This window comes from Micromonospora sp. CNZ322, assembly GCF_007827755.1.
This window is the reverse complement of sequence record NZ_VITD01000007.1, coordinates 153,980-167,967: the sequence shown is the minus strand read 5'-3', so window position 1 is coordinate 167,967 and position 13,988 is coordinate 153,980. Positions and strand designations below refer to the sequence as shown.

Annotated in this window: 14 protein-coding genes; 10 read left to right on the top strand and 4 right to left on the bottom strand. The window is 69.0% G+C overall.

Annotated elements, in window-relative coordinates; all coding sequences use genetic code 11:
• Positions 1–136: 136 nt before the first annotated feature.
• The 3 genes from FB453_RS18555 (at position 137) to FB453_RS18545 (ending at position 1,243) form a co-directional block, all read left to right on the top strand.
• Complete coding sequence (locus FB453_RS18555; RefSeq protein ID WP_145791891.1) at positions 137–622, top strand: methylated-DNA--[protein]-cysteine S-methyltransferase; 486 nt, start codon at positions 137–139, stop codon at positions 620–622.
• Between the two features lie 31 nt (positions 623–653).
• A complete protein-coding gene (locus tag FB453_RS18550; RefSeq protein WP_145791889.1) occupies positions 654–860 on the top strand; it encodes a ribbon-helix-helix domain-containing protein in 207 nt (68 codons plus the stop codon).
• A gap of 182 nt (positions 861–1,042) precedes the next feature.
• A complete protein-coding gene (locus FB453_RS18545; protein WP_145791887.1) occupies positions 1,043–1,243 on the top strand; it encodes a hypothetical protein in 201 nt (66 codons plus the stop codon).
• Positions 1,244–1,305: 62 nt separating this feature from the next.
• Here the strand turns inward: FB453_RS18545 and FB453_RS18540 are convergent, their stop codons facing one another.
• Together FB453_RS18540 and FB453_RS18535 are read right to left on the bottom strand one after the other, a co-directional pair.
• Positions 1,306–2,385: an inositol-3-phosphate synthase gene (locus tag FB453_RS18540; protein WP_145791885.1), complete on the bottom strand. Its 1,080-nt coding sequence runs from the start codon at positions 2,383–2,385 to the stop codon at positions 1,306–1,308.
• A 23-nt stretch (positions 2,386–2,408) separates the two neighbouring features.
• On the bottom strand, positions 2,409–3,047 hold the full coding sequence (locus FB453_RS18535; RefSeq protein ID WP_030331823.1) for a PadR family transcriptional regulator: 639 nt from the start codon (positions 3,045–3,047) through the stop codon (positions 2,409–2,411).
• Positions 3,048–3,222: 175 nt separating this feature from the next.
• Between FB453_RS18535 and FB453_RS18530 the strand changes: the two genes are divergently transcribed.
• From FB453_RS18530 to FB453_RS18520, 3 genes are all read left to right on the top strand, one after another.
• A complete protein-coding gene (locus FB453_RS18530; protein ID WP_145791882.1) occupies positions 3,223–3,672 on the top strand; it encodes a DUF5318 domain-containing protein in 450 nt (149 codons plus the stop codon).
• 197 nt (positions 3,673–3,869) lie between these two features.
• Entirely contained in the window at positions 3,870–6,809 is a 2,940-nt protein-coding gene (locus FB453_RS18525; protein WP_145791880.1) for a transglycosylase domain-containing protein, read from the top strand.
• Positions 6,810–6,935: 126 nt separating this feature from the next.
• The gene (locus FB453_RS18520; RefSeq protein WP_145791878.1) at positions 6,936–8,444 is read left to right on the top strand and encodes a glycosyltransferase 87 family protein; all 1,509 of its coding nucleotides are present in this window, start codon (positions 6,936–6,938) and stop codon (positions 8,442–8,444) included.
• Between the two features lie 120 nt (positions 8,445–8,564).
• Here the strand turns inward: FB453_RS18520 and FB453_RS18515 are convergent, their stop codons facing one another.
• Positions 8,565–10,766: a hypothetical protein gene (locus tag FB453_RS18515; protein ID WP_145791876.1), complete on the bottom strand. Its 2,202-nt coding sequence runs from the start codon at positions 10,764–10,766 to the stop codon at positions 8,565–8,567.
• Positions 10,763–11,554: a deoxyribonuclease IV gene (locus FB453_RS18510; RefSeq protein ID WP_145791873.1), complete on the bottom strand. Its 792-nt coding sequence runs from the start codon at positions 11,552–11,554 to the stop codon at positions 10,763–10,765. The genes FB453_RS18515 and FB453_RS18510 overlap by 4 nt, the downstream gene beginning before the upstream one ends.
• Before the next feature lie 627 nt (positions 11,555–12,181).
• On the opposite strand from FB453_RS18510, the gene rpsF reads away from it, so the two are divergent.
• The 4 genes from rpsF to rplI all read left to right on the top strand — a co-directional run bounded on the left by rpsF (position 12,182) and on the right by rplI (position 13,831).
• Positions 12,182–12,472: a 30S ribosomal protein S6 gene (gene rpsF / locus FB453_RS18505; protein WP_036391391.1), complete on the top strand. Its 291-nt coding sequence runs from the start codon at positions 12,182–12,184 to the stop codon at positions 12,470–12,472.
• A gap of 80 nt (positions 12,473–12,552) precedes the next feature.
• Entirely contained in the window at positions 12,553–13,089 is a 537-nt protein-coding gene (locus FB453_RS18500; protein WP_181518404.1) for a single-stranded DNA-binding protein, read from the top strand.
• Positions 13,089–13,370 carry a 30S ribosomal protein S18 gene (gene rpsR, locus FB453_RS18495; protein WP_051723758.1) on the top strand — a complete coding sequence of 94 codons (282 nt, stop codon included), beginning with the start codon at positions 13,089–13,091 and terminating at the stop codon, positions 13,368–13,370. Before FB453_RS18500 ends, rpsR begins: the two co-directional genes overlap by 1 nt.
• A gap of 14 nt (positions 13,371–13,384) precedes the next feature.
• Complete coding sequence (gene rplI / locus FB453_RS18490; protein ID WP_030487689.1) at positions 13,385–13,831, top strand: 50S ribosomal protein L9; 447 nt, start codon at positions 13,385–13,387, stop codon at positions 13,829–13,831.
• Positions 13,832–13,988: the final 157 nt, after the last annotated feature.

The following is a 13,988-nucleotide window of genomic DNA, read 5'->3' as shown; positions in this document are numbered from 1 at the left end:
GTGCCCGTCGGCGTCGCCCTTACCGGGCGGCTCCGGCGGGCACCGCCCGTCCAGGCACTCCGAGCCCTTGTGGGCCGGCGACCGGACCGGGTGAGCAGCCCAGTGGAACAGAAGGAGCATCGGGGAGAATGGGTGGATGCGCTGGACTGTGCTCGACGCACCGATCGGTGAGTTCTCCGTGGCCACCGACGGCACGAGCGTCTGCGGGGCGCACTTCGGCCGGGTCGACACGGCCACCGAGGAGCCTGACCAGGCGCTGTCCCGGCAGGCCGTCGACGAGCTGCGGGCGTACTTCGCCGGTGAGCTGACCACGTTCACCGTCCCGGTGTCGGCGCCGCGCGGCTCTGACTTCGAGCGCGCCGTGTGGCGGGAGATGACGCGGATCCCGTACGGGGAGACGCTGACGTATGGCGAGGTGGCGCGCCTGGTCGGGGATCCCGGGGCGGCACGGGCGGTGGGAGTGGCCTGCAACCGCAACCCGGTCCCGGTGATCGTGCCGTGTCACCGGATCGTCGGGGCGGGTGGCAAGCTGGTCGGCTTCGGTGGGGGCCTGCCCCGCAAGGTCACGTTGTTGGAGTTGGAGGCTGGGGTCGCGCTGCGACGCGCCTGGTCTGGAAGTTGACGCCGGTCAACCAAGGTTATACAACTTCGGTATGGCCTTCACCCTGACGCTCAAGCCCGAAGTCGAACAGCGCCTCAAGGAGCTTGCTGAGGCTGAGCAGCGGTCGATGCACAAGACCGTGGAGGTGGCGATCCAGGCGTACCTGGACCGCCATGATCGCGACAACTGGACCCGCCAGGCAGCTCGACAGGTGTTCGCGGAGGACGCCAAGTTCTTCGAGATGCTGGGCGAGCGGTGAATCATGCGTGGCCAGACGCCGAGGATCTACTGACTCTCCTTGGGGAGTGGACCGGGCCCAAGAGTCGAGTGCGTGATGCGGGAATCCTCGTCGCGGCGGCGGCACGCCCGCATGCGCGCCTCGTGGGGCGGGCCGTCTATCCGACCGTGCTAGACAAGTCGGCAGCGCTTCTGCATGGCCTGATGATGTGGCGACCACTCGACGTCTGGAACGCGGGACTTGGTTGGGCGGCGATGCGGGTCTTTCTGGGCCGGGCCGGCTTCGTCCTCAACATGCCCGCGAAGGAGCGGATGGCATTGACCGACGCGCTGGTCAGTGGCGAGGTCGACTCGGTTGACGAGTTGGCGCTGCGGCTGTCGCCGTACCTGGAGATGTCGAGCTGAACGCGGCGAAGGGCCGGGTCCGCACGGACCCGGCCCTTCCACGTGCTTGATGATTCAGCGCGTCAGCGCGTGACCTCACCGGCGATGAACTCCTCGACGGCCTGGTGGGCGTCATGGTCGGCGTACTGCACCGGCGGGGACTTCATGAAGTACGACGAGGCCGACAGGATCGGGCCGCCGATCTTCCGGTCCAGGGCGATCTTCGCGGCCCGGACCGCGTCGATGATGACGCCGGCCGAGTTCGGCGAGTCCCACACCTCGAGCTTGAGCTCGGCCATGAGCGGGGTGTCACCGAACGAGCGGCCCTCCAGGCGGATGTACGCCCACTTGCGGTCGTCCAGCCACGGCACGTGGTCCGACGGGCCGATGTGCACGTCGCTCTTGCTCATCTCGTGCGGGATCTGCGAGGTGACCGACTGGGTCTTCGAGATCTTCTTCGAGACCAGCCGCTTGCGCTCCAGCATGTTCATGAAGTCCATGTTGCCGCCGAAGTTGAGCTGGTACGTGCGCAGCAGCTCGACGCCGCGGTCCTCGAAGAGCTTCGCGAGGGCGCGGTGCACGATGGTGGCGCCGACCTGGCTCTTGATGTCGTCACCGACGATCGGCAGGCCCGCGTCGGTGAACTTCTGGGCCCACTCGGGGTCGGAGGCGATGAAGACCGGCAGGGCGTTGACGAACGCGCAGCCGGCGTCGATCGCGGCCTGGGCGTAGAACTTGGCAGCCTGCTCGGAGCCGACCGGCAGGTAGCAGACGACGACGTCGACCTGCGCGTCGCGCAGCGCCTGCGCCACGTCGACCGGGGTGGCGTCCGACTCCTCGACGATCTCGCGGTAGTACTGGCCCAGACCGTCGAAGGTCGGACCGCGCTGCACGCTCACGCCGGTCGGCGGCACGTCGCAGAGCTTGATGGTGTTGTTCTCGCTGGCGACGATCGCCTCCGCGAGGTCCATGCCCACCTTCTTGGCGTCCACGTCGAATGCCGCGACGAACTCCACGGCGTTGACGTGGTAGTCGCCGAAGGCGACGTGCATGAGACCCGGGACGCGGTCGTTCGGGTTGGCGTTCCGGTAGTACTCGACGCCCTGAACCAGGGACGAGGCGCAGTTACCCACACCGACGATGGCGACGCGGACGGAGCCCATAGCGTCTGCCTCCTTCTTTTCTGTCACGGCCGCTCATTCCTGGTCTCTCCAGGCGGAGGCGGGCTGTTGTCTTCTCGTCGGCCGCCGGCTGTCCCGATGTTCGGGACCGTCGGGGCTCGGCCGGAGCGCTCGTTGGCGATGAGCTCCTCCAGCCAGCGGACCTCGCGCTCACAGGCATCAAGGCCGTGGCGCTGCAGTTCCAGCGTGTAAGCGTCGAGGCGCTCGGCCGCCCGGCCCAGCACGTCACGAAGCCCTTCGCGACGCTCCTCGATCTTGCGGCGGCGACCCTCCAGAATGCGCAGTCGGGTCGCCTGGTCGGTCCGGGCGAAGAACGCGAAGTGCACCCCGAAGCCCGTGTCGTCGTACGTCTCGGGCCCGGCCTGTGCGATCAGTTGGGCGAAGCGTTCCTTGCCTTCCGCGGTGATTTTGTAGACCACCCGACCTCGTCGGCTGGTCAGTGCGGGAACCTCCTCGGCAGTGGCGGGTGTCTCAGCAGCTTCGGTGATCCATCCCGCCGCCTGGAGCCTGCGTAGCGTGGGATAGAGCGAGCCGTAGCTGATCGCCGCCCGGATCGCGCCGAGTTTGGCGGTCAGCTCCTTGCGCAGCTCATAGCCGTGCATCGGAGACTCCTGCAGGAGGCCGAGGATGGCGAACTCGAGCACTGGCCACCCTCTCTTTACCCTCCGGCGTGAGGTGGTAACCGCCGCGATGTATCGGACCGATACATCGCACGTTAGCGGGTCGTGCGGGCCAGGGCAAACCCCCGTTTCGAGATGCCGCCGTCACGGATTGTGAGCGTGGTCGCCTGGTCGGGCCGGACCGCGTACCCTTCTCCGCATGCGTACGCAGCGCCAGGTCGTCGACTACTCGCTTCAGAAGCGAGCAGTGCTGCGTGAGCTCCTGGCCGGCCGGGTCGGCACGTACGACGTCTGCGACGCGTCGCCGTACCTGAAGAACGCCGCTCGGTTCCACGGTGAGCCGACCGACCGGCGCTGCCCGATCTGCCGGAGCGAAAACCTGACCCTGGTCCACTACATTTACGGTGACGAACTCAAGCAGTCCGCCGGCCAGGCTCGGACACTGACCGAGTTGCCAGTGCTGGCGATGACGCTGCGTGAGTTCCAGGTCTTCGTGGTGGAGGTGTGCCTCGGTTGTGACTGGAACCATCTGGTCGAGCAGTACCTGCTCGGCCGGGACGGTCTGACCGGCGACAGCGACGGCATCAGCGAGCAGGACGCGACGGGCGCCGGAGGCGCCGGTCGGCGGAGGCGAGAGGCGCAACGGTGATCTCAGCTGGTTGGACCGGCCTCGGGGCCGTAGACGAAACCCGAGACGGTCGACCGCTTGCAGGTCCGATTGGCCCGATTGATACGGCAATGACCCCGGTTACCTGGCACCCTCGTGCTGGCGTCCCGGGTGAAGCAACTCACGGCAACCCGGTGGCGGCGCAGCCGCGCCCCACCGCGACCGGCAGGGTGTGAGGAATGAACTCGTACGGCGATCCCAGTTCTGCGCGCGGACGGACCCAGCACGCGGGTCCAGACGGTGACCCCGGACCGGGCGCGGACGACGCGTACCGCAGACCCGGCGGTGACTCCGGCGGAAGCGGCTGGTCAGCCTCGGAGGGCGGCGCGGCAACCCCGGGCCGCGCCTCGGTGACGCCGCGGGCCCCCGGTGGTCGCGCCACGGTCGGCGGTTCGGCTTCGGTGCCGCCGCGTGGCGCTGCGGCCGCCGGGTCCGCCTCGGTGGGTTCGGCAGCGGCCGGCCGGGCCGGTCGGGCCTCGGTGCCGGTGTCGCCGGCGCCGGCCGTGGCCGCCGGCCGTGCTGGCGCCGGTCGGGCCTCGGTTCCGGTCTCCCCGGCGCCGGGCGCACCGGCAGGTCGGGCCGCTGTCGGTGCCGCCGCCGTCGGTGCGGCCTCGGTCGGCAGCGCCTCAGCAGGCCGGGCCAGCGTTGGCTCCGCATCGGTCGGTGGCCGTGCGGCGGTCGCCCGGGCGAGCGTTTCCCCGGTCTCCGGTGGGCCGGGCGGCCCTGGGGGTCCCGGTGGGCCTGGCGGGCCGGGTGGTCCCGGTCGGGGTGGTCGTGGTCCGGGTGACTCCGGCGCCGCGGCGCGGGCGAAGAAGCGCAAGCGGATGAACCTGCTGATCGCCGGGTTCGCCGTCTTCATCATGCTCGCCGGCATCGGCGTGGTCGGGTTCACCTACTACTCGACCAGCGTTGTGCTTCCGGATGAGATCACTCCGCCGCAGGCAACCACCCTGTACGCCTTCGACAACAAGACGATCATCGCCAAGGTGGGCGATCAGAACCGAACCCTGGTCACCATCGACCAGATCCCGGAGTGGGTCCAGAACGCGGTGGCCGCAGCCGAGGACCGGAACTTCTACCGGCACTCCGGTGTGGACTACAAGGGCATTGCCCGCGCCGGCTGGAACAACCTCTCCGGCGGCGACAAGCAGGGTGCCTCCACCATCACCCAGCAGTACGCGCGCAACGCCTACGACAACCTGAAGGACGACACGTACGCCCGGAAGGTGAAGGAGGCGATCTTCGCCTCCAAGCTCAACGACGAGTACACGAAGCCGCAGATCATGCAGCACTACCTCAACGTGATCTACTTCGGCCGGGGTGCCTATGGCATTGAGGCCGCGGCGCAGACCTACTTCGGCAAGTCGGTGAAGCAGCTCAATCCGGCCGAGGGTGCCGTCCTCGCGGCCCTGATCAAGCAGCCAGAACCCAGCTCCACCCACCAGGGGTACGACCCGGCGATCAACCCGACCGCGGCCCAGGATCGCTGGACCTACGTGATCGATGGCATGGTCAAGGAAGGCTGGCTAGGTGTGCCCGGCAAGGAGCCGCGGCCTGCTGAGTACCCGATGAAGGCCATCAAGGCCCCGAAGAAGGGCGGCATCGGCGTCGACTTCGGCGTCGACACCCCGTACGGCAATGTCATCAACTACGTCCGGCAAGAGATGCGGGACAGGGGCATCTGCGTCGAGAAGGACGAGCAGGTGACAGACGCCAAGCCACTGTGCTCCCAGGCGCTGATGGCCGGCGGTTACCGGATCCGCACCACAGTCGACACCAAGATGCAGGCCGCGGCGGTCGAGACGGCCCAGCGCAAGTCCAAGGGCTCCGAGTTGGCGGATCAGCCGTCCAACCTCATGGCCGCGGTGGTGGCGATCGACCCCACAAATGGTCGGGTCGTCGCGTACTACGGCGGTGACAACGGCACCGGCACCGACTATGCCGGCAAGAACACCGACTCCACCGGTGCGATCAGCGGCGGCCATTCGCCAGGCTCAAGCTTCAAGATTTATACCCTGGCGGCCGCGCTCAAGGAGAAGAAGGCGCTCGAGTCTCGGTGGAAGGGCAAGGCCTTCACGCCGGAAGGCACCGAGTTCAAGGTCAGCAACGCAGGCGACGACAACCCCGACTGCGGTAACTCCTGCACACTCCGGGTGTCCACGCTCAAGTCCCTGAACGTGCCGTTCTACTACGTCACCGAGGAGATCGGCGCGGACAAGGTCGTCGACATGGCCAAGCAGGCCGGCGTCACCACCATGTGGCGCACTGACACCAACCCGGCCAAGGCCTACGACCTGACCAAGACCGACCCGAAGGACATCACGCCGGAGCCGTTCTTCAACGTCGTCGGCTACGGCCAGTACCCGATCACGGTGCTGGACCACGCCAACGGTGTTGCCACCTTCGCCAACGGGGGCGTCTACAACAAGGCGCACTTCCTCTACTCGGTGGAGAAGCAGAACCCGAACACCGGTAAGTGGGACAAGATCTACAGCGAGAAGCTCGACTCGAAGCGGAGAATCGACAAGGGCGTCGTGGACGACGTGACGTCCGTGCTGAAGGACTACCCGGCCGCCGTCAACCACCGGCTCGACGACGGTCGCAAGGCGGCCTCCAAGACCGGCACCTGGGAACTCAAGGGCGACAGCAAGGACAACGGCGACGCCTGGATGATCGGTTACACGCCGCAGCTGGCCACCGCGGTATGGGTGGGCAACGTGAAGGACCGGAAGCCACTCATCCTCAAGGACAAGCGGAAGGTCAGTGGTGGCAACCTCCCGGGCGACATCTGGGAGCGGTTCATGGACGAGGCGCTGAAGGGCAAACCGAAGGTCGACTTCCCGCCGGCCCAGAACGTCGGCGATCCGGATTCCGGAAACGGTGAAGCCCCGCCACCCCCGCCGCCGCCGCCCAACCCGGGGGGTCAGCCCGGCCAGGGCACCCCCTGTAACCCGCTGATCGACATCTTCTGCAACCCTGGGGGCAACAACCCTGGCGGTAACCCGGGGGGCAATCCCGGCGGGAACCCCGGCGGCAATCCAGGAGGCAACCCCGGCGGCGGCGGCACAGGTGGTGGCGGCGGAGGCCTGTTGCCCAGCCTGCCACCCAACCGGGACTGACCCGCACCAGCACACAACGCCGCCGCCGGCCGGACGACCTGTCCCGGCCGGCGGCGGCGTTTTCGTACCCGGAACTCCGCGCCGCGCCGGGACGGGCACCCCCGTCGTACGGCAGGATGCCTCTTCATGAGCACCCAGTCGACGCCCGGCATCGACGACGCCGGAACCACCGATCACCCGTCCCGCTCCGACGGGTTCGTCCGCGGCGTCTCCAGCGTCATCGGCGGGCCCCTGGGCGACCACGCGACAGCGCTGGACCGGCCGGCCGGCCGGGAGCGTCGCTTCTGGACCGCCGTGCGGATCGTGCTGGCGATGGCGTGCCTCACGCTCGCGCTGCACTGGGTGCAGAAGTCGCCCTGCCAGGACGGCGCCTGGCAGAACAACGTCCAGTACACCCGGTTCTGCTACACCGACGTCCTCGCCCTCTACTACGCCGAAGGGCTCAACGAGGGCAAGGTGCCCTACCGCGACCACCCGGTCGAGTACCCGGTGCTGACCGGCTACTTCATGGGGGCGCTGGGCCTGCCGGTGCACGCCATCGGTGACGGCGACCCGAGCATCAACCAGGGCCAGTGGTTCTACAACCTCAACGCGCTGGTGCTGGGCGCGCTCGCGGTGGCCACGGTGGCGGTGATCCTGGCGTTGCGCCGCCGACGACCCTGGGACGCGGCGATGTTCGCACTCGCCCCGGCGTTGGTGCTCACCGCCACCGTCAACTGGGACCTGCTCGCCATCGGGCTGGCCGCCTTCGGCCTGCTGGCCTGGGCTCGAAAACGACCGGCGGTGGCCGGAGTGCTGCTCGGGTTGGCCGGCGCGGCGAAGCTCTGGCCGCTCTTCCTGCTCGGACCGATCCTCATCCTGGCGCTACGGGCCGACCGGGTTCGTGCCGCGCTCATCGCCATCGGGACGGCGATCGCGGCAGTGGTGCTGGTCAACCTGCCGGCCGCCCGCGCGTACCCGGAGAACTGGGACCGGTTCTTCGAACTGAACACCACCCGACCGATCGACTGGGGCACGCTCTGGTACATCGGGCGCTACCTGGACGGCAAGGTCGGCAACGACCCCGCCAGCCTCGGCCCGTTCGAGTGGCTCAACGCCAACATTCCGACCCTCAACACCGTCTCGTACGCGTTGTTCGGGCTGGCCTGCCTCGGTATCGCCGTGCTGGCGCTGCGGGCGCCGCGCCGACCGCGGCTGGGTCAGCTCGCCTTCCTGGTGGTGGCGGCGTTCCTCATCTTCAGCAAGGTCTGGTCGCAGCAGTTCGTGCTCTGGCTGCTTCCGCTGGTCGTGCTGGCCCGGCCGAAGTGGGGTGCGTTCCTGGCCTGGCAGATCGCCGAGGTTTGCTACTTCGTCGCCTTCTACGGAGAGCTGCTCGGCGCGGCAACCAGCAAGCCGGTCTTCCCGGAGGGGGTGTTCGTGCTGGCCTCGACGCTGCGACTGGCCACTGTGGTGGTGCTCTGCGTGTTCGTCGTCAAGGAGATCCTGCACCCCGAGCAGGACGCGGTGCGGGCCACCTACCCGGACGACCCGGACGGTGGCGTTCTCGACGGCGCCCCGGACGCCCCCTGGACAGACCGCTGGCGCCGCCCAACGACGACCAGCGAACAAGCACCCGTACCGGTGCTCACGACCTGACCCTACGGCCGACCGCGGCCGGCACCACGTCAGGGTTTTCGGGGGAGCCCGCCCGGCGCAGGGATCAAGCCTGACCGCCCGGAGCCGGGCGGGCTCCCCCGAAAACCCGCCCTAAAAGCTTCACAGGCGATAGACGACAGCGTCGCCGCCGACCTCCTGCCGGCTGATGCCGAGTGACTCGACCGGCGCGTCGATGTTGATCTCCCACGGTGTGCCGGCCACCTGGCCGCGAAGCAGCACCACTGTGCGGACGCCGAGCGTGCGCAGGTAGTCGACGCTCGTCTGGTCCGGGAACGACTGGCTCACCCGGCGGACGTCGTCGAGCTGGCGCGGCGTGAAGCCGCTACCGCCGTTGACCACGTCGGGGAACCCGCTGGTCGACCAGAGCATCACGTGCTGGTCCAGGCTCTGATTGCTGGGCAGCACGAGCAGCGGACCCTCCGCCGAACGCATCGCCGCCGGTTGGGTCGGCACCACCGGGTGTGGGGTGGTGTTCAGGCCCTCGACGGTGACCAGCAGCAGCGGCAGCAGGGTGGCCATCCGCAGCCACGGCCCCGGCCACGACGGGATCCGCTGCGCGGTCAACTCGCGGACCCGGTCGGTGAGCGCGGTGACCGCGCCCGCCGCGAGCAGGCCGAGCAACAACGTGGTCCAGAGCATCAACCGCCCGGGGGTACGCAGCCCGCTCCAGCCCGGCAGGTGCTCGAAGAGGGGCACGTAGGTGAAGGTGCCGTCGAAGAAGCGGGTGCCCATGGCGAAGGCCATCGTCACCAGCACCCCGGCGAGCAGCAGCAGTCGGTGCCGCAGCCGCCACACCGAGAAGAACAGCCCGCCCGCGGCGAGCGCGTAGAGCACGAAGCCCGGCAGCAGGGTCATCTCCGGGTGCCACGGCAGCGCGTCCCGTGCGCCCTCGTGCAGCCCACCCCAGATCCGCGACTCCCCGGGCGCCGTCACGAAGCCCGACGCCGGCGGCGAGAAGAGGCTGATGTCGCCGATGGTGCGCTCGGCGTACGGGTGCAGCTCGGTCACCTTGAAGAACGGGAACGCCATCAGCAGACCGACACCGGCGAACAACACCCCGCCGAGCACGTCGGCGGCGAGCAACCGGCGACCGAACGGAACCGCCTGCCCGGTGCGCAGCCGCCGCGCGAAGAACAGGACGGCAGCGACCAGCACCGTACCGGCCAGGAAGTACGCGAATGGCAGCCCGATGCCGAAGCCGAGGCTGAGCTGCCAGGCCGCCACCAGCCAACCGGCGTAGACCCAACCGTCATGTCGGCGCTCCGGCCGGTAGCCGTGCCGGAGGGACCACCCGTGCCCGCGCGCCAACATCGCCAGCGCCAGCGGAATGCCACCGTTGGAGAGCACGTGCAGGTGCCCGGCCTGGGCCAGCAGCCACGGCGCGTAGGTGTAGCTCACGCCCGCGACGGCCGCACCGATCCGACCGGCCCCGAGCTGACGGGCCAGCGCGTACGCCCCGAGCGTGGCGAGTGCGTGCGCCAGCACGAACATGATGTTGTAGCGCAGCACGGCGTCCTCGGGACCGCTGCCGAGCATCCCGGCCGGGGCGTACCCGAGCAGCGTGTCGGAGAACGCGAAGCTCCACAGCTCGGGGAAGAACGTGTTGGACTGCCACAGCCGCGCCGGCTCGGCCAGCAGTATGTGCCCGGACCAGGCCATCTGCCAGGCTTGCAGGCTCGGGTCCCAGTAGTCCTGCGGAAGGGTGTAGCGCGGGTAGCGCAGCGTCGGCCAGGTCATCAGCACGGCCAGTGCCAACGCGCCGAGGGCGGCCAGGGTCCACTCGTGGATCAGGAACCGCCCGACAGCCCGGCCGGCCCGACTGAAGATGGAGGGCCGTGGCTCCGGCGCTGAGGCGAACGCCTCCCAACGCTCCGGGCCGACCGGCTTCGCCTCGCTGTCGGCCTTGTCCGTACCGTCGGCGCCGTCCGCCTTCGCGTCCTTGGTCGGGTCGCCGTCCTTGGTCGGGTCGCCGTCCTTGGTCGGGTCGCCGTCCTTGGTCGGTGTGCTGGCCTTGGCCGGTGTGCTGGCCTTGGTCGCGCCGCTGGCCTTGGTCGTACCATCCACCGGGTCGCTGTCCCTGGCCGGTTCGCTGTCCGCTGATGCGTCGGTGCCCTTGGCAGTGCTGGCGCTGGCTGCGGTGCCGCCCTCGGCGGGACCCTGCTTCGTCGTGGTGCCCTGCTTGGCCGCGGCGTTCTGCTGGGTGGGGGTGCCGGCCGCGGCCGTTGTGGCCTGTTGACTCTCGGCGGCCGCGCCGGTGGGGGTGGGCCGGGCGTTGCCGGTCCCGGGCTGTCCGCTCGTCATGCCGCCGGGGTCTCCGCTCCGAGCTGCTCACGCAGAAAGTCGATGTCGGCGGCCTGGCCGGTCACACCGCCCGGTGTCTCGACGACCACCGGCGCGCCGGCCGCCCGGATCACCGCCACCACCAGCTCCGGGTCGATCGTCCCGCCGCCCAGGTTGTCGTGACGGTCCTGGCCGGAGTTGAACGCGCCCTTGGAGTTGTTGGCGTGCACCAGGTCGATCCGCCCGGTGATCGCCTTGACCCGGTCGACCAGACCGAGCAGCTCCTCGCCGCCCGCGTACGCGTGGCAGGTGTCCAGGCAGAAGCCGACCTCGTAGTCACCGATGGCGTCCCAGAGTCGGGCGAGCGCGTCCAGCCGTCGGGCGCAGGCGTTGTCGCCGCCGGCGGTGTTCTCGATCAGGACCGGTACGCCGAAGCCGCCGGAGTCCGCCGCGTACGCGAAGGTCTTGCGCCAGTTGTCGAAGCCGACGGCCAGGTCGTCGCCAGCGTTGACGTGCCCACCGTGAACGATCAGGCCCTTGGCGCCGATGGCGGCGGCCGCGTTGGCGTGCCCGAGCAGCAGCTTGCGGCTCGGGATCCGGATGCGGTTGTTGAGCGTGGCCACGTTGATGACGTAGGGCGCGTGCACGTAGAGGTCGACCTCGGCGGCGCGCAGCCGCTCGGCATCTTCGCGAGGCTTGGGCGCCTTCCAACCCTGTGGGTCGGCGAGGAAGAACTGCACGGTCTCGGCGGACCGGGCGGCCGCCTCCGCCAGCGGGTCGGTCGAGTCGACGTGGGCTCCGATACGCATGCGAGCGAGCCTACGTCGCGCCCCCGACCGGCGGGGCGACGGCCGGGGCGGTGTCGCGTCACCGGAGGGACCGACGATCGTTGATGGGTTTGGACCGGCGATCAGCATCCCGGTGCCGCCAGCGGCGCGAGCGTCGCACACGGCGACCGGCGGTCGACGGCCGACGGCGAGGTCACCCCCGCGGCGCGGCCCGGCGCAGCGGGGGCGACCCCATCGCACACCAGTACCGAGCGACGACGAATCTCGGAAAATTGTGCTTTTCCCCCCGACAAGGTACGAGTGCTGTTGTATCGTCAGATAACAACACGATAAAGCTCCGCGGGGCGTCTTCGGTCCAACCTCATCGGTGTGGTCGTTCCTCCCCAGGTCCCACCCAAGGAATGCGGACCGGACGCCCCGCGGCCTCGTAGACGGGGGTCCACCACGACCGATTGACGGTCGGACGGTGGGCCCCCGTCGGCACGTCCGGGTCCGGACCCGACCACCCCGGGCATGATCGTTGGGACCGGGTATCCTGGTCAGGTTGTCCGCGTCCGGCCGGGTTCCCTCGGCGCGTGCGGGCAACGACACAAGACCTCCTGCCACGGAAGGACCGTGGCCGCTTAGCCCACAGGAGGTGAGCACGTCTTGCGTCACTACGAACTAATGGTCATCCTCGACTCCAGCCTCGAGGAGCGCACCGTCGCACCGTCGCTCGACACGTACCTGAACGTGATTCGGACCGCGGGTGGCTCGGTTGAGAAGACCGACGTGTGGGGCCGTCGGCGCCTCGCGTACGAGATCAACAAAAAGGCCGAAGGCATCTACGCCGTCATCGACCTGCAGGCCACGCCTGCTGCGGTGGCCGAGCTGGACCGTCAGCTCCGGCTCAACGAGTCCGTGCTGCGCACCAAGGTCATCCGACCGGAAATGCGCTAGAGCATCCAACCCCGGTTCGTCCGGATCAGCCTCCGCGACTCTGTCGTACGGCTCTGCGAGCCTGTACGACGAGACGCTGAGTGCGCGAGGAGATGGTCATGGCAGGAGACACCACCATCACGGTCATCGGCAATCTGACCGATGACCCCGAGTTGCGGTTCACCCCCTCCGGGGCTGCGGTCGCCAAGTTCCGAGTCGCTTCGACGCCCCGTTTCATGGACAAGGCGTCGAACGAATGGAAGGACGGCGAGCCGCTGTTCCTCGCATGCACCGTGTGGCGGCAGGCCGCCGAGCACGTCGCCGAGTCGCTGCAGCGTGGCGCTCGGGTGATCGTGTCGGGCCGGCTGCGTCAGCGGTCGTACGAGACCCGCGAGGGTGAGAAGCGCACTGTCATCGAGCTTGAGGTCGACGAGATCGGCCCGTCGCTGCGCTACGCCACGGCGAAGGTGCAGAAGATGTCCCGCTCCGGCGGTGGCGGTGGCGGCTTCGGTGGCGGCGGTGGCGGTGGCAACCAGGGTGGCGGCGGAGGAAACTTCGACGACCCCTGGGCTTCGGCTGCTCCTTCTCCCGCGCGTGCCGGTTCGGGCGCCAATTTTGACGAGGAGCCACCGTTCTAATGGCGCCTAGCGCTCGCGATCGCAAACCAGGAGCACGTGCAACGGCCAAGGCTGCGGCACTGCGCAAGCCCAAGAAGAAGGTGAACCCGCTCGACAAGGACGGGATCGCCTACATCGATTACAAGGACACCGCGCTGCTGCGCAAGTTCATCTCCGATCGCGGCAAGATCCGCGCTCGTCGGGTGACCGGCGTGACCTCGCAGCAGCAGCGGCAGATCGCCCGTGCGGTCAAGAACGCCCGTGAGATGGCGCTCCTGCCCTACACGGCCACCACCCGCTGAGAGGAGGCACCGATATGAAGATCATCCTGACTCAGGAAGTGTCCGGCCTCGGTGCCCCGGGCGACATCGTCGAGGTCAAGAACGGCTACGGCCGTAACTACCTGCTGCCGCAGGGCTTCGCGATCGTCTGGACCAAGGGCGCGGAAAAGCAGGTCACGGTAATCAAGCGGGCCCGTGGGGCCCGCGAGATCCGCGACCTCGACCACGCCAACGAGGTCAAGGCTCAGCTCGAGGGTCTCAAGGTCAACCTGAAGGTCCGCGCCGGCGACGGTGGACGGCTCTTCGGCTCGGTCACCCCGGCCGAGATCGTCGACGCCGTCAAGGCCGCCAGCGGCCCGGTCCTCGATCGTCGCCGGCTGGAGGTGCCCGGTCACATCAAGTCGATCGGCGCCTACCCGGTGAAGATCAAGCTGCACCCTGAGGTGACCGCGTCGTTCAACCTGAACGTCGTTCAGGGCTGACGTCCGCAACACCACCACGAGGGCCCGCACCGAGCGATCGGTGCGGGCCCTCGTGCGTACGTCGTCCAACCCGGCACTGCCCGGGCCAAGACAGGCTCGCCCGGCGTGCCCGACGGGTGTCCAGCAGGCCCCGACCTGCCTCCGGCCCGATGCCCGC